Genomic DNA, 21,147 nt, shown 5'->3' with positions numbered 1-21,147 from the left:
GCGAGCCTTTCGGGTGAGCAAAATCGAAGATCACGGAACTACGGGAAGAGAGAACTGGTTGATCGGATCCGTCGAGGACACGGTGACGTCCGCTGGGCCCGGCCCACCTGCGAAGGACGGATCCGACGCGGTGATCTCGACGGCGACGCGATGACCGCGGTCGAATCGATGGACGATGCTGGGCAGCGAGATGGTCACCGGTTCACCGGATCCGGTGAGTACGGCGGGTGCGAGAAGTCCGTGAATCGGGCTTCGCGCACCGTCGGGTGCTACGTCGAGCACGGTGACGAAGACGGTCGCGGGACCGGACACCGTGGGACCGATGGACAATTCCGGTGCGCCGACGACGTCGATGGGTTCGGTCAGTGGCGGCGTCGTCCAGTGCGCGGCAGAGCCGGGTAGCGAGACCCGCGGCACGGGCAACTCGGCCGCGAGATTCGGCAGTCCGAACGTGGTGGGCATCGGCGCACCTGAACCCCGAATCGTCTGCGTCCACACTTCGTTCGACGAATCCCCCTCCGCCAGTGATCCATTCGACAAACGGAACGTGCGGCGAGCACCGACGGGAAATGTCTCGGATTCGATGTAGGCCGGCGACGCGACGCCGGTGTAGGGCACCCAGTCCCGGAAGTAGGTGAAAGCCGGTCCTGGGTCGACGTCACGATCCTTGAGGTGTCGGTCGAGCCAATTGCCCACCAGTGCCGCTTCGTGCTGAGTGAACGGGTCGGGGGCCTTGATGTCGAACTCACCCGGATAACCCTTGCGATCATTGTGTCCCCACGAGTGCCAGACCATGGACGTTTCCACTCCCCGCGCCCGCAGGGCCTCGAACGTGGCTGCGGCCTCGTCGAGACTGAACAGCGAATCCTTCTGCCCCTGCGTGAGCAACACCGGCACATCGACTCGATCGAGATAGTCGACGGGCGAGACATGACGCATCGCCGCCAGAGTTCTCGGGTCGGGTTCGCGATTGGCCGTGAAGGCGGACGCGGCGTCGCACACCCACTGGGCGTAGTTCGGGCACCCCTGTGCCCGTGCCGGATCCACGGCGTATCCGCCCGGTCCGGTCAGAACGGCACCGGCGGCCAGAAATGCCGAACCGAACACGCTCTTGACCGGCCCGACGGATCTGCGGCCGGCCCCGTCCGGTGCCAACGACCGCGCCAGATCGTTCCAGGTGATCATCGACGCGACGGTGTCCAATCGTGGATCGACCGACGCCGTCGCCAATCCCGTTGCGCCGGCATAGGAACCGCCGAGGTAGCCGACGCGCGGGTCACCCGGTGCGTCGAGTCGAACCACATCCAGTGCCGGGGCGGCAACCGTCCGTGCGGGATCGGTGAACACCCCGCCGCTCTCACCGGCGAGATAGCCGATCAGAGCCGATGCGGCCATGCCGTCGTAATCGGGATCGGCGAAGTAGATCTTGCACGTCGAGCCGCCGAAACCCAGAGCCGAGTACGTCAGAACCACGTAGCCGTGAGTGGCGAATCTGGCAGCGGCACCGGCCTGGTCGTCCTTGGATCCGCCGAAACCGTTGCTGGTCAGAATGGCTGGAGCTCGGTGGTCCGGTCCCAGCCCGACAGGAACGTACACATCTCCGACGACGGTGCAATGCTGGTCGTGTTCGGGCCCCACTGCGACGTCGAAGTACCGAGTCTGCACCGAGAAGTCGCCGAGCGTCTGCGGTGCCAGGACCGGAAGCTCCGCTGCATATCCGGGCGCGGAAGCCGCGACCAGAGCCGTCGTCACAGCAGCGACGACGGTTGCCAGTCGTCTCATCGGAGGCAGTTCGTCGGCGGTGCGACACCCCGGAACCTGTTGTCCAGGAATGTCAGTGCCGCGGGAAGACCCTCGAACGCCGCCTGGATGTGCTGCGGTGCGTGGACGACGTCGAACTGCAAGGTGGCACCACTCGCGCAGTACCGAGCAGCAGTGTCACGCAACGCACCGATCGGAATGAGCGGATCGTTGTCGCTTCCCCACAGAAGCGTGGGTGCCGTCGGCACACCGGCGTACTTGACCAGACTGTTCTCGTCGATGATCTGCTGCGCCTTGGGGCTGTCCACCAACGACGTAGTGGTCGAGACCGCCAGCGCACTCTTGAAGGCTCCGGTCGCAAGAATCACCGGCGTGCACGCATTCGACACCTGATCCTTCAACGCCAGACCGGTGGGATTGAGCTGCGCGGTGATCGGCAGGCGATCCGGGTATTCGCGTTCGAGTCCGAGGGCGGCCGCGAACGCGAGACCGAATGCCTGATGGGGCTGAAAACCCAACGCGCGAGCGATGTTGTCCAGATCCGCAGGCACACCTCCGGCTGCGGCACCCACGATGTTCAGCTCGGGTGCATAGCTGGGAGCGAGCGCCGCGGCCCACGCCGTCGCCATACCGCCGCCGGAGTAACCGGCCATACCTACCGGGCTCGCTGCCAAACCGAGTTCCGGCACGCGCTGTGCGGCGCGGACGCCGTCGAGCGTGATCTGTCCGCCCAACTTGGCTGCGCCGTAAGCACTTTTGGGCCCGAGGTGGTCCGGTACCGCCACGGTCCATCCACGCATCAGCGCGAGGTTGAGAAATTCACGTTCCTGCACACCGGTCGTCGGGTCGGCACCGAACAGGGACTCCGACGGTGCGCACTGCAATCCGAGCGCGTTGACGAACGGCTGATACGACAGTAGAGGCCCACCGGGTGCGCGGTTCGTCGGTGCCAGAACGGTTGTCACTGCGGCGATGGCGTCGCCTCGGGAATCGGACGACCGGTACTGGAGCTGCCAGATGTCGGCACCGGGATACAGGGGGCTCGAAAACCGCCGACTGGCAACGACATCGCCGTTGTTCTTCCCGTTCAGGTCCGCAGCCGCCGCATACAACGTGCCGGGTACCGGGGCCGGATCACCGGGCGCGGCCGACGCATGGGGAGCAGCTACGAACAACAGCGACATAAGCCCGACGACGAGTGTCGAGGTCACGAGGGTGCGAAGCATGGTGTAACTCTTCTCGATTTCGATCGGCCCGAACTCCTGGTCCGGGTGAGATATTGACGGATACTGTTGCGGGACAATCACTTAGAAATATTCACGGCACACCCTGGGAAACCATCGACGAGCTGCGTTCGATGACGCCGCGGGGCAGCGCGGCCGCGACTGCGGTGGCCACCACCATGGTCGCGGCCAGCCCGAACAACACCGTCCGCTGAGACGCCAGATAGTCCGCGGCAACCGGCTCCGCAGGAAGCAGACCGAAGTACAGGGCCCCGGACACCGCGGTTCCCACAGCCGATCCCACTTGTTGGACGGTCGGCAGAATTCCCGATGCCGAGCCGATGGCGTGCGGGGCCACCCCCGCGACGATGGTGCTCTGCAACGGCGCGATCACCGACCCGAGACCCGCGCCGAGTATCCCGAGCGGCACGACCGCCCACCAGGGAAAGCCGGCACGGTCCAGATATTCGGTGGTGACGCCGAGAACGAGCAGAGCCAGTCCCATGGCGGCCGCGCCGGCCGCAACGACGCGAGAATCCCATTGGTGGAACGAGATCGGCGCGGCCACCGAAGCGAGCACCGCCCCGAGAGCGAAGGGAACAGTGATCACTCCCACCGTCGACGCGCTCTCACCCAGTCCGGATTGCAGTGTCACCGACATCGTCAGAACGAACCCGGTGAAGGTCCCGTACACGAGAGCCGATACCGCGCATCCCACGGAGAATCCTCGCTCACCGAAGACGCCGATGTTCACCATGACGTGTGCTCCTGCAGCACGTCGACGACGCTCCCACATCGCGAACCCGGCCAGTGTCGTCAGACCGAGCCCAACCGCGGGCAACGCTGCGGCGACACTCGAGCTGATCATGACGGGACAGACGATCAGCAGGGCCCCGATCGACCACAGGACGGCACCGACCGGGTCGAACCGTCCGCCGTGTCCGGCCGGGACCTGCTCGGTACCCGATGCCACGAACCTGCGGCCGAGAACGATCGCCGCCGCCGCGATCGGGACGTTGATCAGAAACAGTGCTCGCCAACCGGTTTCGAGGATGTCGAGGTGCAGCAGCGCTGCGCCGATGGACGGCCCGGCGAGTCCGGCCAGCCCCGCGGTGCCACCGTACAGCGCGAACGCGGTGGTGCGCCGCGTGCCGGAGTAGGCCGCTGTCACGATCGCCACCGTCTGCGCCGACATCGCCGCTCCCGCGAGCCCCTGCAGCACGCGGGCGGGGACGAGCAGTTCGACGGTGGGCCCATAGGCGCAGAGCACCGACGTCACGGCGAACAGTGCAGTGCCGGTGACGAATACCGTTCTGCGCCCGAACACCTCACCTGCGCGCGCCATCGTGAGCAGCGCGCAGGCGAAGGCGAGCAGATACGCCGTCGGGATCCAGACCTGCTGGGTGCCCGACGCGTCGAGGTCACGCGCGATCGTCGGCAACGCCACGGTGACGGCGGTGACGTCGATCATCTGCATCGTGACGGCCAGCAGGCAGGCACCCAGCGTCAGCCACGACCCGCGGCGAGGGAGCGTCATACCCTGCTGACGTCCGGAAGCTCGTGGGCCAACACGTGAGCCTCGGGTGGTTGTGGGATGTAGTCACCCTTGTCGACGACGGCGGCGTAGATTTCGGAGATCTTGGAGAAGTACAGGTCGATCGAACGATCGGCCTCGTCCGTGCCCGGGTACAGGAACTCGACGCCGGTGTGGTCCTCGAAACGGTTGATCCACATGAAGACTTCCTCGGAACTGCCGCGGTTGCCGTACAGACCCGCTCCCGCCGCATCCAATTCGGCTTCGCCCGGCAACTTGCGAACGTCGACGTACGAGATCATCGGCGCGGTCCATCCCGGCTGGGTCGTGATTCCGTGTTCCGGCAAGGCCAGCTCGAGCACCCGGTGGTACGAGGTGTTCGCCAGCAACTTTCCGGAGTCGAATGCTGCCTGTGCGAGCACTGCGAGGGTACGGAACGTCGGCTGCTCACCGAGGTCGAATTGCACCGGAATCAGGCTCGAATACCACCCGATCGACGCGAATTCGCCCGGGGTCGCCCGAGTGCTCTTGGGCGTCAGACCGAGGTAGCTGCCCCGGCCGGCGAGCTCGTACTCCGCCAGCGCTGCGGCGGCGAAGATTCCGCCGATGAACTTGACTCCCACGCTTGCACACGCCTCGTCGACTGCCTGCGCGGTGGCACCGTCGAACAACGGGAACGAACTGTGCGAGGTCCGCGTGTAGTCGGCGCTGTTGCGTCCCAACGGAAGTGGGAACGTCGGCAGATCTCCCCCGTTGTCGGTGACCAAGTCGATCCAGGTCCGAACCGCAGGGCTCTCGAGAGTCGTCGCGTCGCTCTCGAGGCGTTCGCGCTGGCAGTACTCGAGGTAGCTGCCCGGGGTGAACAGGCCGTCGGACTCCCCCGTCACCGCGTTGCGATAGAGCTGGCGCAGTTCGTAGTAGGTCAGGGCCTGCGAGATGCCGTCGGTGTCGAGGTGATCGACCGCCGCGTACACCACGAAGTGATCGTCGTGTTCGATCGTTCCGAACGAGAAGCAGTCCCAGCTCTCGGGGCCGGGCGTGCTGTCCTGCACGTGACTCCGAATGGCCTCGGAGTCCGCAGGCGTTCCGAAATCGGTCGCTTCGAGCGCGATGTCGGCGACGTCGACGAGGTGGCGCGTCGAACACTCGGCCGTCGTCGAGAACCAGCTACGGAACGAATCGTGTCGGGTGACGAACGTGTTGAATGCTCGTCCCATCGCGGTGCGGTCCAGTGCGCCTTCGATCTTGAACGTCACCAGGCACAGCCGGGAGAATCGGAACGACGATCCCCGGTTGCGGTAGGCGGCTTCGAGATACGCCTGCTGGATGTGCGAGGGCGGTGCCGGGTGAACGGGCGCAGCCGCGGCAGCAGCTCGTGAGGCGACGGTGGGTGACCACGTGGTGAGCGGTCCTGGAGCGGGCTTCCACTCGTCGATGAGTCCGAATGCGACCACGACACAACCTTTCGAAGGAGACAGAGCGATTCGACGCGGCGAGGTGCGTCGGAGGGGCCAGTGCATCACCCGGGCAGAGGCCGAGAAACCCCGTCGACGAGCATTTTGGAAAATTGACAACGATTCGCGGGATATCTGTGTCAGAACTGAAGGATCGTCAACATTGTTGTCGACACCAGTGATTCGCATTACCGTCCAAAGGCACATCGCGCTCGCCGGAGGTTAGTCGTGCGTGGCTCCCACAATGTCAGGAACCGTTGATGCCCAGTCGATTTCGCCTCGGTCAGGCGACCTTGTCGGCGCTGAGTGTGCTCGCTACCGTCGTCGTTCTCCTATCGACTACGGCGGGGTCGGCTTCCGCCGACACCGTCTCGTCGGTGGTCGGCGTCGAGGGAGTTGCCGACCGACGAGACATCGTATGGGTGCATTCGGCAGCCATGGACCGCGATATCCAGCTCGACGTATTTCGGTCGGCGCAGCCCGGTTCACCCACGCTCTATCTACTCAACGGAGCGGCGGGCGGTGACGGGGGAAGCAGCTGGTTCGATCAGACCGACATCGCCGGCTTCTTCGGAGACAAGAACGTCAACGTGGTGGTTCCGCGGGGCGGCGCTGCGAGCTATTACACCGACTGGTTGCACGACGATCCGGTACTGGGCCGAAACATGTGGTCCACCTTTCTCGGTCGCGAACTTCCTCCGTTGATGGATGCTCTGCTCGACGGCAACGGGGCCAATGCGGTCGCCGGTATATCGATGGCAGGCACGTCCGTTCTGCAGTTGGCCATCGCCCATCCCTCGGTGTATCGATCCGTCGCCGCGTTCAGTGGATGCGCACGCACCAGCGACCCGGTGGGTGCCATGTACGTCAGGTCCGTCGTCGAGGCCCGCGGCGGTGGGTCGACCGCCAACATGTGGGGACCACAGGGCAGCGCCGACTGGATTGCCAACGACCCCTACGTCAATGCCGAGGGGCTGCGCGGCATGGCCGTCTACATCTCGTCCGGAACGGGAGCGCCCGGTGCGTTCGACGTGCCGGGCGGCCCCGGTATCGGCAGCGATTACGGCAAGCTCGCCCAACAACTCGCCGTCGGCGCAGTGATCGAAGCGACGACCGATGTGTGCTCGCAACAGATGCAGAAACGGTTGCAGGAGTTGAACATCGAGGCCACCTACAACTTCCGACCCAACGGGACCCATTCCTGGGCCTACTGGCAACAGGATCTGCACGATTCGTGGTCGGTGATCGCACCGTCGTTGGGGCTGCCGACCGGCCCGTCCTGAGCCGTGCACTCCTCGAGCGATGACGAAGGAAAAGCGATGAACCGAACCGACGTTGCGGGCACTCCGGCTCTGGCTGCCACCTGGGCCCGCTCTCCGTGGCCACTGGCAGACATCATCCGGGCCAAACGTGGCCGGACCGTCTCGGTCGTGCTGCCCGCTCTCGACGAGGAAGAGACCGTCGCCGGCGTCATCGCCTCGATGACTCCCCATCTGGGCAGCCTGATCGACGAGCTGGTGGTGCTGGATTCGGGATCGACCGACCGCACCGCGGCGCGGGCCCGCTGCGCCGGTGCCACCGTCGTCTCCAGGGAGGACGCCCTACCCGGCACACCCGTGGTTCGCGGCAAGGGTGAAGCGCTGTGGCGCGGAGTGGCCGCCACCTCGGGCGACCTCGTGGTGTTCGTCGACTCCGATCTGGTCGATCCCGGTTCGCACTTCGTTCCCTCCCTCGTCGGTCCACTGGTCATGTCCGACGACGTCGAGTTGGTCAAAGGCTTCTACCGTCGGCCGCTGACGATCGGTGACACCACCGACGAGGACGGCGGCGGCCGCGTCACGCAGCTGACGGTACGTCCTCTACTGACGGCGCTTCGGCCCGAACTCGCCGGCGTCTTCCAACCGTTGGGCGGGGAATACGCCGCGACTCGTCGCCTCCTGGAAGCACTTCCGTTCGCCCCCGGCTACGGAGTCGAGATCGGTGTACTGCTCGATACGTGCGACCGGTTGGGTATCGGCGCGATCGGCCAGGTCGGACTGGGAACCCGACGGCATCGAAATCGGCCGACGTCGGAGTTGGCTGTCATGAGTCGGCAGATCATCGCCACGATGTTCTCGCGCCTGGGCCTGAGCGATTCCGGAGCCGGGTTCACCACGTTCTCCACCACCGGAACTCAGCTCTCGATGAGCGTGGCACCGTTGTCTCTCGTCGACCGTCCCCCACTGACCACCCTGGACGAATACAACCGCCTCACCCGATGCCCGGCGATGAGTGCACCCGGCTGATTCGAGCGCGGTTCCACGACAACCTCACACCCCTGCTACCGACTGAGCGCCCATGTTTGCGCCCGAGGAGGGTCGCGCGGTCGGAAAAATGGGTGCGCACTATCGAAACGTCTGCGCCACAACACAACACCCCGCCCCACTGAGTGTGGGACGGGGTGTTGTCATGGAACGGAGTATTACTTTCCGGCCTCCGCGGCCCGCAGATCCTTACGAAGAATCTTGCCGGCCGCAGACTTCGGCACGATGTCGATGAACTCGACGCGTCGGACCTTCTTGTGCGGGGAGACGCGCTCGGCGACGAACGCGATGATGCCCTCTTCGTCGATCGTGGCACCCTGCTGGCGGACGACGAACGCCTTGGGGATTTCCTCGCCCTCGTCGTCGAGAACACCGATGACGGCCGCGTCGGCGATTTCCTCGTGCGTGAGCAGCAGCGCCTCGAGCTCCGCCGGGGGCACCTGGTAGCCCTTGTACTTGATCAGTTCCTTTAGGCGGTCGACGATGTAGACGACACCCTCGTGGTCGGCGACGGCGATGTCGCCGGTGTGCAGGTAACCGTCGGAGTCGAGGGTCTCCGCGGTGGCGGAAGGATTGTTCAGGTATCCCGCCATCACGTTCGGTCCCTTGACCCACAGCTCGCCCGGCTTGCTCAATCCCTCTGTGGGCAGCTCGATTTCCTCGAGCGTGCCCGGGTCGACGAGCTTGTTCTCGGTGTTGGCCAGTGGCTGGCCCACCGAGCTGAGCGGCATGTCGTCGCGATCGAACGGGATCGCGTGGCTGACCGGGCTGAGCTCGCTCATGCCGTAGCCCTGACGCACCCGCGTGTTCAAGCGCTTGGCGACGGCCTTGCCGAGCTCCTCGTCCAACGGGGCCGCGCCGGAGAAGATGGTGTGCACGCTCGAGAGGTCGTACTGATCGATCATCGGGTGCTTGGCGAGCGCGACGGCCACCGGCGGGGCGATGAACAGGTAGGTCAGCTTCTGGTCCTGGATGATGCGCAGGAACTCGACGAGGTCGAACTTCGGCATCGTCACCAGATGCGCGCGCAGCTTGAGGGCGATGTTGAGCAGCACCGTCAGGCCGTAGATGTGGAAGAACGGCAGCAGCGCCAGGATCGCGTCGTTGCTGTCGATGCCCACGCGCGGTTCCATCTGGGCCACGTTGGCGACGAGGTTGCGGTGCGTGAGGATGACGCCCTTGGGCACACCCGTCGTGCCGGACGAGTACGGCAGCACGGCAACGTGCGTCGCCGGATCGAACGAGACCTCGGGAGCAGGCGCGCCCTGGGTGAGCAGGTCCCGCAGACTCGGGTGGCCCTCGGCACCGTCGAGCACGATGACGTGATCGGCGTCGATACCCACCTTGTCCGCGGCGGCCTTGGCCTGCGGGTACAGCGGGGAGACGGTGAACAGGAACTTCGCGCCGGAGCCGGTGAGCTGCTTGGCGATGTCCTCGGCGGTGTAGAGCGCATTGATCGTCGTCGCGGTTCCGCCGGCACGCAGAATGCCGTGCAGCACCGAAGCGAATGCGGGGACGTTCGGCGAATGCAGTCCGACGACGTCGCCGACCTCGAGCCCACGGGCAGCGAGCGCCCCGGCGATCGCGTCGACCTGGCCGATCAGGCTCTTGTAGGTGGTGACGTCACCCGACGTGCCGTCGATGAGCGCAGGCTTGTCCAGATCGGACTCGGCGATGGACCCGAACAGGAAGTCGTAGACGCTCAGATTCGGGATCTCGACGTCGGGAAAGGGACTGCGGAAGCTCATGGCTCTCCTTCGAAAAACTGCGGCAACAATGATCGAACCTTACAGTGAAAGCGGTCACATCGGACAGCGACCCTACCGCTGAGTCAGATGGCGAAACCGTCAACTCCTGGACGCGTACGGTTTGCCCGCCGCGGCCGGTCCTCGCACGTGGCCCACCAGGCCGGCGACGGCGAAAATGGTGACCACGTACGGCAGCATCAGCATGAACTCGCTCGGCACCGGGGACCCGATGATGCCCAGTACGTTCTGCAGATTCGACGCGAATCCGAACAGCAATGCGGCCAGGGTGGCGCGCACCGGATCCCATCGGCCGAAGATGACCGCGGCGAGTGCGATGTAGCCGGCACCTGCGGTCATCTCCTTGCCGAAGGCTCCGACGGACCCGAGCGTGAAATACGCACCGCCGAGCCCGGCGATGGCACCGGCGAGGCAGACGTTCCAGAACCGCGTTCGGGCCACGTTGATTCCGACGGTGTCGGCGGCTTGCGGATGCTCACCGACGGCACGTAGTCGCAGACCCCACTTGGTATGGAACAGACCGAAGAACACCAGGGCCACGGCGATGTACATCAAATAGACGATCAGTGTCTGTCGAAACAGCACCGGACCGAGGATCGGAATCTGCGAGAGCACCGGAATGTCGATGCGCGCGAAGCGCGGTGGTGAATTCAGCGTCTCGGCGTTCTTGGTGAGCACCACCGAGTACAGGAAGCTCGTCAGTCCCACGACGAGCACGTTGAGCACCACACCGACGATGACCTGATTGACGAAGTAGCGAATCGAGAACACGGCCAGCAGAGACGCCGTCAGTGCGCCTGCGACCAGAGCGGCGAGCAACGCCACGTAGGTCGAACCGGTGATCGACGCGACGACGGCGCTGACGAAAGCCCCTGCCAGTAGCTGCCCTTCGATGGCGATGTTGATGACGCCGACGCGCTCGGAGATCACTCCGCCCATCGCACCGAAGATCAGCGGTGTGCTCAAAGCGACTGCGCCGATGAGCAATCCGGGCACGGGGATCGTCTCCCCGTCCGCGGCCCACGCGAGGAATCCGAACACGAACAGCACTGCGAACACGGCGAGCAGCCACAGCGGCGTCGACCGGTAACGCGACGCCAACAGCGCCGCGTAGCCGGTGATGACGGCCAGTAGTACCACCACGACCAGGCCGGCACCGTACGACGGTACGCCGACGGCGGGCAGTGCGAAGAAGTCGTCTTCGGAGGCCAGCGCGAATGTACTGGTGCCCGAGCCTTTTCGGACCACGAACAGCACCAACGCCAGCAGTGTCACGACCCCGAGGATCGTGGGCACCTTCCAACTACGACCGAGGACCGTCTCTGCGGGTGAGTCGACGGAGGTGGTCACAGTGCACCCACCTTCGCGGTCTCGGCTTTGGCGAGTTTCTCTTCACCGGGTTTGGGCAATCGGAACACCGCTCGCACCAACGGCGGTGCGGCGATGAACAGCACGATCACCGACTGCACGACGAGCACGATGTCGATGGGTACGCCCTCGGCCGCCTGCATGGCGAACCCGCCGGCTTTGAACGCGCCGAACAGGATTCCCGCGAAGAAGACGCCCCACGGTTTGGATCGCCCGAGCAGGGCCACGGTGATGGCGTCGAATCCGATACCGGCGTCGATGTCGGCACTGAAGCCGGTGGTGACCGTACCGAGCACCTGCGCTACACCGGCCAGGCCGACGAGAGCTCCGGACAGGATCATCGCGTAGAGGTAGATGCGGTTGACGTTCATTCCGGCGACGCGGGACGCGTGCGGGTTCTCACCGACGGCACGGAATCGGAATCCGAGGCTCGATCGTTCGAGCAGCCACCACACCGCGACCGTCACGAGGATGACCAGCACGAACCCGAGATGCAGGTTGTACTTGTCGCCGAACAGCTTCGGGAACACGGCCGTCGATTCGATGGGGGCCGTCTTCGGATTGTTCGATCCCGGAGCCTGCAGCGCACCGGGAGTACGCAGCAGGTACGAGATGAGATAGAACGCAACGTAATTGAGCATGATCGTGACGATCACCTCGTGGGCACCGGTGCGGGCCTTGAGGAATCCGGCGATGCCGCCCCAGACCGCGCCGCCGACAACGCCTGCGACGACGGCCACCAGCAGATGGATGCCGGCGGGCAGGCTCACCCCGAAACCGACCCAGCCCGCGCAGGCGGCGGCGATGAGCATCTGGCCACGACCACCGATGTTGAACATACCGACCCGAAAGGCAAGGGCCACACCGAGTCCGGCGACAATGAGCGGTGTCGCGAATGTCAGCGTCTCGGTCAACGGCCGGATGCCGTTCTCGAACCCGGGACGACGGAAGTTGTACACCGACCCCTGGAACAGCGACGAATACGCGCCGGACACCGAATCCCAGATCGCCGTCAGCATGTCCGACGGACGGGAGAAGAAGTAGCCTGCCGATTCCTGGACGCCGGAGTTGGTCGCGGCAATGAGGACGGCACCGACGATCAGCGCAAGCAGGACCGCGAGAACCGAGATGATGGCACTGCCGGTGAAGATCTGCCGAAGTACGACATGAGCTTTCGACGGCTGCTCGGTCTCACTCACCGCGCTCGCCGCCCATCATCAATCCGAGTGTTTCGCGGGACGTATCCCCGGGGACGATTCCCACGATTGCTCCTCGATACATGACGGCTATGCGGTCGGCCAGTGCGGCGACCTCGTCGAGTTCGCTCGACACCACGATGACCGGGATCCCGGAATCCCGGGTGGCGACGATGCGCTTGTGTACGAATTCGATGGATCCCACGTCGATTCCGCGAGTGGGCTGCGCGGCGACGAACAGTCGCAGATCGCGGCTCAGTTCGCGTGCGAGCACCACCTTCTGCTGGTTACCACCGGACAGGCGTCCGACGGCGGTTCCGATTCCCGGTGCCCGCACGTCGAATTCGGTCAGTTTCTCCGACGCGAACGTGTCGAGATACTCCCGCTGTACCGCTCCGCGCCGCACGAACGGCTCGCTGATGGAGCGGTCGAGCATCAGGTTCTCGGCAATCGAGAACTCCCCCACCAGGCCGTCGACGGTCCGGTCCTCGGGCACGAACCCCACGCCGGCGTCGAGCACCTGCTGAACTGTCGCCCCGACGAGAGAGCGGCCGTCGAGGGCGATCTTTCCGGATACGTTCTCCTGCAAGCCGAGTAGCGCCTCGACGAATTCGGTCTGCCCGTTGCCCTGCACGCCGGCAATGGCGAGGATTTCTCCCGCGGCGACCTCGAGACTGATGTCGTCGACGGTCTTGTTGCCCTGGGCGTCGAACACCGACAGGTTCTCGACGACCAATGCTGCAGCACCCGGCTCGGCCGGTTCCTTCGAAACGGTCAGCTGCACATCACGTCCCACCATCAACGCGGCGAGTTCGGTGTTGCCTGCCGTCGGCTTCGCTTCGCCGACGACCTTGCCGAGCCGGATGACGGTGATCTTGTCTGCTACCTCGCGTACTTCACGGAGCTTGTGGGTGATGAACACGATGGTGGTGCCCGACGCCGCAAGTTCCCGCATGATCCGCATCAGATCGTCGGTTTCCTGCGGCGTCAGCACGGCCGTCGGCTCGTCGAACACGAGCACCTTGGCTTCTCGAGAGAGCGCCTTGACGATCTCGACCCGCTGCTGCACGCCGACGGGGAGATCGTCGACGAGAGCATCGGGGTCGAGGTCGAAGCCGAACCTCGCGGATATCTCTCGTACCAGCTTTCGTGCTGCCACGAGGTCGAGTCGTCCACCGAGCGAGGTGGTTTCGTTGCCGAGCACGATGTTCTCGGCCACGGTGAACACCGGAATCAGCATGAAGTGCTGATGCACCATGCCGATTCCTGCAGTCATCGCCTCGCCCGGTCCGGCGAACTGCTGCTCGACGTCGTCGAGCAGGATCTGGCCCTCCTCGGCGCGGTACAGGCCGCTGAGCACGTTCATCAACGTGGACTTGCCAGCACCGTTCTCACCGAGGAGGCAGTGGATCTCGCCGGATTCGACCGTCAGATCGATGTGATCGTTGGCGATCAACGAGCCGAATCGTTTGGTTATACCGCGAAGTTCGAGCTTCATATCCCTTTACGACCGAGGCTACTTGGGTGCCGACGGCGATTCGACGGTGATGGACCCGTCGACGATGCCGGCCTTGATCGTGTCCAGTTCGCCCTGCAGCGCGGGGTCGACCTGGGACTCGAAGTCGTGGAACGGCGCGATGCCGACGCCGTCGTTCTCGAGGGTGCCCACGTACGGGCTGTTGTCGAACTTGTCTGCACCGGAGTTGGCCACTACCTCGTCGACACTGGTCTTGAGGCCCTTGGTCACCGAGGTGAGCAGCAGGTCGCCGACAGACGGGTCCGACTCGAATACGTCGGCGTCCGCACCGATCAGCGCGACCGGACGAGAGGAGTCCCGAATGGCCTGCGCCGCACTCTGATAGATGGGTCCACCGACCGGGAAGATGACGTCGGCGTTCTGGTCGATCAGGCCCTGGGCGGTGTTCTTGGCGACCTCGTTGGCGGTGAATCCGCCGGTAAACGAGCCGTTCTGCGAGGGCACGTCCCAGCCGATGACGCGGACTGCCTTGCCCTTCTGCTCGTTGAAGTAGTTCACACCGTCGGCGAAACCGTCCATGAAGATGGTGACGGTCGGCAGCTGCGAGCCGCCGAAGGTGCCGACGACTCCGGTCTTGCTGTAGCTGGCGGCGGCGTAACCGGCCAGGAATGCCGACTGCGACGCGTCGTAGGTCAGCGGCTTGACGTTCGGCAGATCGATCGAGGAGTCGTCGATGATCGCGAAATCGATGTCGGTGTTGGCCTCGGCCGCGACCTTGGTGGCGTCGGCCAGGTCGAATCCGACGGTGACGATCAGGTTGCAGCCCTGATCGACGAGGTTGTTGATGTTGGGGGCGTAGTCGGTGGGGGACGTGGACTCGACGGTGCGCGGCTCGACGCCGAGCTCGCCTGCTGCCTCGGTGAGTCCTTCGAATCCGAGCTGGTTGAACGACTTGTCGTCGAATCCGCCACTGTCGGAGACCATGCAGGGCAGGAAGTCACTCGAGCCGCCCCCGCCGGATCCTTCGTTCTCGGGTGCGGATCCACAGCCTGCGATCAGGGCGATGGCACCGAGCGACGCGACGCCGCCGAGTGCTGCCTTCCGCGTACTCGTGCGGGTAACGAATGACAAGATGTCCTCCAATATCGATGTGTGTTTCGTCTGTTTCGGGACGGTACTCGCGCGAACCTGGGTGCGCAGGATTTCACTCAGGTATCGGACTCGGGCGCGACCTTGCCGGGCAAGGTTCCGCCTTTGCCGAGTACCCGTGCTTCGTCCTCGCGCACCATCACTGCCGGGCCCGCGGCGACCACCGATGGATTCGACGGCGTACCGGGCTTGAATACGTTGAAGAATACGTTGAGCACCACTGCGACAATGCTTGCGGCACTGATTCCGGAATGGAACACCGTGACGAACCAGTCCGGGAACTCGTCCCAGAAGTCGCTCGCAACAACAGGAATGAGACCGAAAGCCAAGGTCACCGCCACGATGACGACGTTGGCGTTGTTGTCGTAGTTCACCTTGCCGAGGGTGCGGATTCCACTGGCGGCGACGGTTCCGAACAGGGCGATTCCGGCACCGCCGAGCACGGGCAGCGGAACCACGCCGACCACCGCAGCGAGAACCGGCGAAAGACCCAGCAGCGCAAGCACGCCGCCGCCCAGGGCGACGACGAAGCGGCTCTTGATGCCGGTCATCGCAACCAGTCCCACGTTCTGTGCGAACGCCGTCGCCGGGAACGTGTTGAAGATGGGGGCGACGGCCGAGGAGACCATGTCTGCGCGCAATCCGTCGCCTACACGTCGGGAGTCGACGTCGGTTCCGACGACCTCTCCCACGGCCAGGATGTCGGCCGTGGTCTCCACCATCACCACCAGGATCACGATCGTCATCGACACGATCGCACCGACGGCGAAGATCGGCGAGCCGAAGGCGAACGGGGTGGGCACCGCGACCACCGCGGCGTCCCCGACGCCGCCGAAGTCCGTCTTGCCCACGATCAGTGCTGCGATCGTCCCGACGACGAGCCCGAGCAGGATGGACAGGCGCGAGAGCACCTTGATCTTGGTCATCACCAGCACCGCGAGAAGGGTGAACATCGCCAGTCCGATGTTGCCGGGGTCCAGGTACTGGGGGTTCGGCGCACCGCCCACCATCTCCTGGCCGGTGATCCAGCGTGCGGCGACCGGCATCAGCGACAGCCCGATGACGGTGATGATGCTTCCGGTCACCAGGGGTGGGAAGAAGCGGACGATCTTCGAGAAGAACGGGGCGATGGCCAAACCGATCAGCGCGGCCACCAGGACGGCCCCGAGGACCGTGCGGAGCCCGGTTCTACCGTCCTCGGCGCTGCCGATGATGGTCAGCACCGTCGACACCGATGCAAACGAGATGCCTTGCACCAGCGGCAGTTGCGAGCCGAAGAAGGGCACTCCGACGGTCTGCAGCACGGTCGCGACGCCACTGACGAACAGCGCGCACGAGATGAGCAGCGCTTGATCGGCCCCGGACAGGCCCGCTGCTCCGCCCACGATGATCGGGACGGCGATGACACCGCCGAACATGGACAGGATGTGCTGCATGCCGTAACCGAACATCTGCAGCAGCGGCGGGCGAGTGTCCTCGGGCCTGGTCATGACCTCAGGCTAGGAACCGGACGTTACCGAGGGCAATACCCAGCCGTTTCCGGCGAGTTACGGATGTTCCGGCTCGTCGCTGCTGCCACCGGCCACCAGGTGCTCGAACGCCTTCAGATTCGCGAGCGATTCTCCGCGTGACACACGCCAGGCCCATTCGCGCTTGATCGACTCCGCGAAACCCAGCTCGAGCAACACGTTGAAATCGCCGTCGGCGGCCTCGAGGGTCTGACCGAAGATCCGATCGAGTTCGTCACCGTCGACGGCGCGCAACGACATTCGGCCCACCAGGTAGATGTCACCGACCTTGTCGATCGTGTAATGCACTCCGTACAGCCGACGGTTGCGACGCAGCAGGTATTTGTAGACGCCCTCGAAGTTCTCGTCGGGCTTGCGGCAGACGAAGGCCTCGATGCGCACCCCGTGGTGTCCGACGGTCACCATCGTCGTCGTCTTCAGTTTGCGTTCCCCGGGCAGTTCGACGGTGAACACCTCGCCGCGCCGCGTGTAGTCCAGTTCGCGGTCCTTCAGGACCCGGTCGATCAGTTCGGCGGTTTCGCTCATGCAGTCACTGCTCCCGATCTGCGCAATTTCGACAATCCTCTGACTCGACGCGGCGAGAATTCACTCGGTGCCTCGCCTCGATCGAAGTGGAATCGGGCCTGCCGGTAGCTCTCGATCAGGCCGTCCGCGGTGTGTTCCCACGAGAAGTTTCGCGCATGGAGTGGTGCGGCAATTGCCATCTCGGACAACGCCGCTCGATCGACGAGCATCGACGCCAATGCGTCGGCCCAGTCCGCGATGCGGTGTCCCTGCACCAGTCGCCCGGTTTCACCGGATCGCACCGCGACACCGAGCCCGCCGACATCTGCCGCGAGAACCGGTGTTCCACAGGCCTGGGCTTCGATCGCCACCAGACCGAACGATTCGTTGTAGCTCGGCACCGCCACGAGATCGGCGGCCCGGTACACCTGCGCCAGGCGAGCGGACGGCTGCGGCGGCATGAACGTCACGTGCGGGGTGATCCCGAGCGTATCGGCCAGATCGATCAGACTGTCGGGTCGGTCCAACCCGCTGCCGGACGGTCCGCCGACGATCAGGATCCGCAGCGGCATGCTCGGATGTCGTTGCAGCACTTCGGCAGCCGCAGCGACCAGAACGTCGGGGGCCTTGAGCGGTTGGATCCGCCCGACGAACGCGACGACGGCCTCGTCCTGCGAGAGTCCGAGTGCGGCACGTGCAGCCCGCTTGTCTCCCGGGTTGTATTGCGCCAGATCGGCTCCCGGGGCAACCACGTCGATCGACTCCTGCCGAGCCCCGTAGATCTCGACGAGCGATTTCGCTTCCTCGGTGGTGTTGGCGATCAATCGATCGGCCTCGGCGACCACCTGCTGCTCACCGATCTGACGGGCCGCGGGCTCGGGTGCGTCGCCTTGAGCCAAAGACGCGTTCTTGACGGCGGCGAGGGTGTGAGCCGTGTGCACCAACGGCACTCCCCAGCGATCACGCGCCAACCAACCCACCTGACCCGACAGCCAGTAGTGCGAATGAACCAGGTCGTAGTAGCCGGGCTCGTGCCGAGCTTCCTCGCGGAGCACCCCGGCCGCGAACGCACACAGTTGAGTGGGCAGGTCGTGTTTGTCCAGACCCTCGAACGGCCCCGCGACGATGTTGCGTACCAGCACCCCGGGAGCGGCCTCGACGACCGGCGCATCGCTCGACGACGTCGCGCGGGTGAATATCTCGACCTCGACGCCGCGTTCGGCCAACTGCTTGGCGCTCTGCAGTACGTAGACGTTCATTCCCCCGGCATCGCCCGTTCCGGGCTGCGCCAGCGGGGAGGTATGCAAGGACAACACAGCGACCCTGTTCAGCCGGCGTCCAGTCACTTCTTCAGCGTGCACGCCTCCACATTACGTCGCCACGTCTGCCGCTTCGCACGGCCTGCGCTTTTGCTCACCCGTCCAGACCGTCGACGAATTCGCTCACCTCGCCGAGAAAGCGCTGCGGATCGGCCACGAACGGGCCGTGGTCGACGCCGTCCCAGTACGACGCGCCGGCTCCGGGAATGAGGTCCGCGGCGTGCCGACCGGCCGAGACATCGACGACGGTGTCGTCGGTTCCGTGCAGCACGAAGGCGGGGACATCGAGGTTGCGCAGCAGCTCGTCGTGGCCGACGGTGCGATCGAACAATGCGGCGCGAACCCTCGGCCGGGTGGACAGGGTCAGCCCGAACAGGGCCTGCGCTTCGGTGCCCTTTCCCTCGACGGGGCCTGTCAACGCATTACCGAAACTACCCAGCGCCTTGATGGCGATACGCGGTTCTTCCGCCATCGCCCCGGGGATCGCCGCCCGCATGGCCGTGCCCACCCGTCCGCCTGCCTCGCCTCTGCCGATACTCGTAATCGCGCCCACGAGCACGATGCCCGCGATCGCGTCCGAGCCGTGAGTCGCGAGATAATCGCAGATCACCAGCCCGCCGTACGACCACCCCAACAGCACTGCGCCTGCGGTGATGTTCTCGGCGTCCAGCACCGCGGCCACGTCCCCGGCCCAGATCTTCGAGTCGTCGTATCCGGCCTCGGGGGCATCGGAGTAACCGTGGCCACGCAGGTCGACGGCAACGACGCGGTAGCGCGACGAAAGATCGGCCAGCAGCCCGTCGCCCCAACACGCCGAACTCTGCGCCCACCCGTGCAGCAGAACCAGCGGTCTCGCCGCCGGGTCACCGGTGACGCGGTAGACGATGTTCGTTCCGTCGATGCCGGTGGCCTGCCGAACCGGTCCTGCTGCAGGGGTGCTCATGTGGGGTCAACTTACGCGGCTGCTCGGCGCATCGAGGCCAGTGGATCCGAGTACAGGGAACTGAGCGAAACCACCGTTGCGGCGAACTCCTGCACCCTGTCGCCGAATCCGGTGACCCGAATGTCCCTGCGCGGCAACGTCGAATTGGCGGCGAAGGCCTCCCCCACGTGCGGAATCCCTGCGGGATACGCCGTGAACGCCTGGCCACCGAGTACCACTCGATCCGGATTGAACATGTCGCGTAACAGGGCGACCGTCCGACCCAACGTGACGGCCCGTTCGACGAGCAAGTCCCTGGCCGCCTCCGAGCCGTCGGTCGCGGCTCGGTACACGGCGGAGATAGTCGGCCGGGCTCCGCGGGCTACGCTCGCGAAAATTTTGCGGTCGATCGCCGCGGTCACTATCGCGCGATCGCTGACGGCCGCTTCGAGGCAGCCCCGGTTGCCGCAGCTGCACAGCACCGACGAGCCGGTGGGCAGGTGAGCGATCGACCCGGGTCCGCTGGACGGAGTGTGCACGCGGCCGTCGATCGTCAGCGCCATGCCTGCGCTTTCGCGTGCATAGAAGTAGAGCGAGGTGCCGGTGCTGCTCGACGGAGCAGCGGCGTCCGATACCCGGGGTGCGAGCAGAAGTTCCGACGCCGCCATCGCTTCGACGTGGCCGGAAACAGAGATCGGTAGCCCCAACCCACCGCCGATGACACCCGCCACCTGGGCGTTCTCCCAGCCCAGCCGCGGATGATCGACAGTGCCCGTCGTCGTGTCGACACGGCCGCCGAGGGCAACCCCCACCCACAGTGGGGTGCGCCGATGCCATCTGCCGGCGAAGGCCCCGGCGCTGCGGGTGATCGAAGCGAGCGCTGCATCGGCGGACCCGCTCGGCGTGGGAATCTCCACAGCCCCCAGGATCTTTCCGCGCGGGTCACTGACGATGATTCCGGTGACGACGGCACCGATATGGATCCCGATGGTCGAGAACGGCTCGTGATTGACCTCGAACGGCACGCGGGGTCGTCCGATCGCACCGGCGGCCGTGAGGTCCGCGCGCTCGCGCAGCAATCCGACGCCGAGCAGAGCAGACACCTGACGATTGACCGTGGCAATGCTCAAACCCGTTGTGCGCGCAGCACTGTCACGCGAGATCGGGCCCTCGACGCATGCGACCCGCAGTACCGACGCCGCGGGACTGTCGGCAATCCGAAGATCGGGCGCGACGAGCTGGACCCGCGATCGCAGCGGGGCGTGGGAGGTGGACCGCGCCGGCGAGCGCAGCGCGGTGGGGCGAGAGTGGTGGTGCAGCGTGGATACGGACATCCGTCGTGTTCCTCAGCAGTGGAAACCTCCGTCTCGTGTAAGACGTCGACGAAGGTGCGAAGTGATGCAGGTCAAGGGGTGAGGCGGACCGGGGAGGTCCACGTCACGCGAATCGACTGCCCGTAGCGCGAGAAGGCTAGAGACAGGTTCCTTGGCCGAGACAACACAATTCCCGAGGAAGCGGGAGGCGAGACCCGAGGGACGCGGTCACATAGGTGACCCGCATCGCGGTGGTCTCGCTGGCGGACATGAACCCAAAATTAGCACTCGAAGCCCGATTGTCCAATCGGGCCCGTCCGGATGCGCTG

At 65.2% G+C, this 21,147-nt stretch carries 16 protein-coding genes; 2 read left to right on the top strand and 14 right to left on the bottom strand.

All coding sequences use genetic code 11. The features are described 5' to 3' along the window. Positions 1-30: 30 nt before the first annotated feature. The 4 genes from J2X62_RS21365 to J2X62_RS21350 form a co-directional block, all read right to left on the bottom strand. Positions 31-1,782, bottom strand: coding sequence for a CocE/NonD family hydrolase (locus tag J2X62_RS21365; RefSeq protein WP_310183212.1), 1,752 nt, complete (start codon positions 1,780-1,782; stop codon positions 31-33). Further along, positions 1,779-2,987, bottom strand: coding sequence for a lipase family protein (locus J2X62_RS21360; RefSeq protein ID WP_310183209.1), 1,209 nt, complete (start codon positions 2,985-2,987; stop codon positions 1,779-1,781). The genes J2X62_RS21365 and J2X62_RS21360 overlap by 4 nt, the downstream gene beginning before the upstream one ends. Positions 2,988-3,078: 91 nt before the next feature. Continuing rightward, entirely contained in the window at positions 3,079-4,521 is a 1,443-nt protein-coding gene (locus J2X62_RS21355) for an MFS transporter (RefSeq protein WP_310183207.1), read from the bottom strand. After that, a complete protein-coding gene (locus J2X62_RS21350) occupies positions 4,518-5,972 on the bottom strand; it encodes a condensation domain-containing protein (protein ID WP_310183205.1) in 1,455 nt (484 codons plus the stop codon). The genes J2X62_RS21355 and J2X62_RS21350 overlap by 4 nt, the downstream gene beginning before the upstream one ends. A 260-nt stretch (positions 5,973-6,232) precedes the next feature. Here J2X62_RS21350 and J2X62_RS21345 point away from each other — a divergent pair, with 260 nt between their 5' ends. Next, positions 6,233-7,255: an alpha/beta hydrolase family protein gene (locus tag J2X62_RS21345; protein ID WP_032365201.1), complete on the top strand. Its 1,023-nt coding sequence runs from the start codon at positions 6,233-6,235 to the stop codon at positions 7,253-7,255. A gap of 36 nt (positions 7,256-7,291) precedes the next feature. Further along, a complete protein-coding gene (locus tag J2X62_RS21340) occupies positions 7,292-8,257 on the top strand; it encodes a glucosyl-3-phosphoglycerate synthase (RefSeq protein WP_032365200.1) in 966 nt (321 codons plus the stop codon). Between the two features lie 176 nt (positions 8,258-8,433). Here the strand turns inward: J2X62_RS21340 and J2X62_RS21335 are convergent, their stop codons facing one another. The 10 genes from J2X62_RS21335 to J2X62_RS21290 form a co-directional block, all read right to left on the bottom strand. Next, a complete protein-coding gene (locus J2X62_RS21335; RefSeq protein WP_032365199.1) occupies positions 8,434-10,023 on the bottom strand; it encodes an AMP-binding protein in 1,590 nt (529 codons plus the stop codon). Between the two features lie 99 nt (positions 10,024-10,122). Then, the gene (locus tag J2X62_RS21330) at positions 10,123-11,391 is read right to left on the bottom strand and encodes an ABC transporter permease (RefSeq protein WP_027498372.1); all 1,269 of its coding nucleotides are present in this window, start codon (positions 11,389-11,391) and stop codon (positions 10,123-10,125) included. Next, a complete protein-coding gene (locus J2X62_RS21325) occupies positions 11,388-12,608 on the bottom strand; it encodes an ABC transporter permease (protein WP_032365197.1) in 1,221 nt (406 codons plus the stop codon). Before J2X62_RS21325 ends, J2X62_RS21330 begins: the two co-directional genes overlap by 4 nt. Beyond that, positions 12,601-14,103: an ABC transporter ATP-binding protein gene (locus J2X62_RS21320; protein ID WP_032369781.1), complete on the bottom strand. Its 1,503-nt coding sequence runs from the start codon at positions 14,101-14,103 to the stop codon at positions 12,601-12,603. Before J2X62_RS21320 ends, J2X62_RS21325 begins: the two co-directional genes overlap by 8 nt. A gap of 18 nt (positions 14,104-14,121) precedes the next feature. Further along, positions 14,122-15,213 carry a BMP family protein gene (locus tag J2X62_RS21315; RefSeq protein WP_228139285.1) on the bottom strand — a complete coding sequence of 364 codons (1,092 nt, stop codon included), beginning with the start codon at positions 15,211-15,213 and terminating at the stop codon, positions 14,122-14,124. A 77-nt stretch (positions 15,214-15,290) separates the two neighbouring features. Next, positions 15,291-16,721: a nucleobase:cation symporter-2 family protein gene (locus J2X62_RS21310; protein WP_310183198.1), complete on the bottom strand. Its 1,431-nt coding sequence runs from the start codon at positions 16,719-16,721 to the stop codon at positions 15,291-15,293. A 57-nt stretch (positions 16,722-16,778) separates the two neighbouring features. Next, positions 16,779-17,285 (bottom strand): YbjN domain-containing protein, encoded by a 507-nt coding sequence (locus J2X62_RS21305; protein ID WP_094665551.1) that lies wholly within the window; start codon positions 17,283-17,285, stop codon positions 16,779-16,781. Continuing rightward, complete coding sequence (gene mshA / locus J2X62_RS21300; protein ID WP_032390617.1) at positions 17,282-18,610, bottom strand: D-inositol-3-phosphate glycosyltransferase; 1,329 nt, start codon at positions 18,608-18,610, stop codon at positions 17,282-17,284. Before mshA ends, J2X62_RS21305 begins: the two co-directional genes overlap by 4 nt. Positions 18,611-18,677: 67 nt before the next feature. After that, positions 18,678-19,526, bottom strand: coding sequence for an alpha/beta fold hydrolase (locus J2X62_RS21295; RefSeq protein ID WP_306905747.1), 849 nt, complete (start codon positions 19,524-19,526; stop codon positions 18,678-18,680). A gap of 11 nt (positions 19,527-19,537) precedes the next feature. Then, the gene (locus J2X62_RS21290; RefSeq protein ID WP_057472723.1) at positions 19,538-20,839 is read right to left on the bottom strand and encodes an ROK family transcriptional regulator; all 1,302 of its coding nucleotides are present in this window, start codon (positions 20,837-20,839) and stop codon (positions 19,538-19,540) included. Between the last annotated feature and the right edge of the window lie 308 nt (positions 20,840-21,147).

This window comes from Rhodococcus sp. 3258 (assembly GCF_031456475.1).
In the GTDB taxonomy this organism is placed as follows: Bacteria; Actinomycetota; Actinomycetes; order Mycobacteriales; family Mycobacteriaceae; genus Rhodococcoides; species Rhodococcoides fascians.
The sequence above is the reverse complement of the archived record's forward strand: the minus strand, read 5'-3'. Positions and strand labels throughout refer to the sequence as shown.

What these genes read in the sequence shown, in the direction of transcription:
- J2X62_RS21340 (WP_032365200.1), top strand. Translation starts at nt 7,292, where the DNA reads ATGAACCGAACCGACGTTGCGGGCACTCCGGCTCTGGCTGCCACCTGG.
- J2X62_RS21345 (WP_032365201.1), top strand. Translation starts at nt 6,233, where the DNA reads ATGCCCAGTCGATTTCGCCTCGGTCAGGCGACCTTGTCGGCGCTGAGT.
- J2X62_RS21310 (WP_310183198.1), bottom strand. Translation starts at nt 16,721, where the DNA reads ATGACCAGGCCCGAGGACACTCGCCCGCCGCTGCTGCAGATGTTCGGT.
- J2X62_RS21290 (WP_057472723.1), bottom strand. Translation starts at nt 20,839, where the DNA reads ATGTCCGTATCCACGCTGCACCACCACTCTCGCCCCACCGCGCTGCGC.
- J2X62_RS21355 (WP_310183207.1), bottom strand. Translation starts at nt 4,521, where the DNA reads ATGACGCTCCCTCGCCGCGGGTCGTGGCTGACGCTGGGTGCCTGCCTG.
- J2X62_RS21335 (WP_032365199.1), bottom strand. Translation starts at nt 10,023, where the DNA reads ATGAGCTTCCGCAGTCCCTTTCCCGACGTCGAGATCCCGAATCTGAGC.
- J2X62_RS21320 (WP_032369781.1), bottom strand. Translation starts at nt 14,103, where the DNA reads ATGAAGCTCGAACTTCGCGGTATAACCAAACGATTCGGCTCGTTGATC.
- J2X62_RS21305 (WP_094665551.1), bottom strand. Translation starts at nt 17,285, where the DNA reads ATGAGCGAAACCGCCGAACTGATCGACCGGGTCCTGAAGGACCGCGAA.
- J2X62_RS21295 (WP_306905747.1), bottom strand. Translation starts at nt 19,526, where the DNA reads ATGAGCACCCCTGCAGCAGGACCGGTTCGGCAGGCCACCGGCATCGAC.
- J2X62_RS21365 (WP_310183212.1), bottom strand. Translation starts at nt 1,782, where the DNA reads ATGAGACGACTGGCAACCGTCGTCGCTGCTGTGACGACGGCTCTGGTC.
- J2X62_RS21360 (WP_310183209.1), bottom strand. Translation starts at nt 2,987, where the DNA reads ATGCTTCGCACCCTCGTGACCTCGACACTCGTCGTCGGGCTTATGTCG.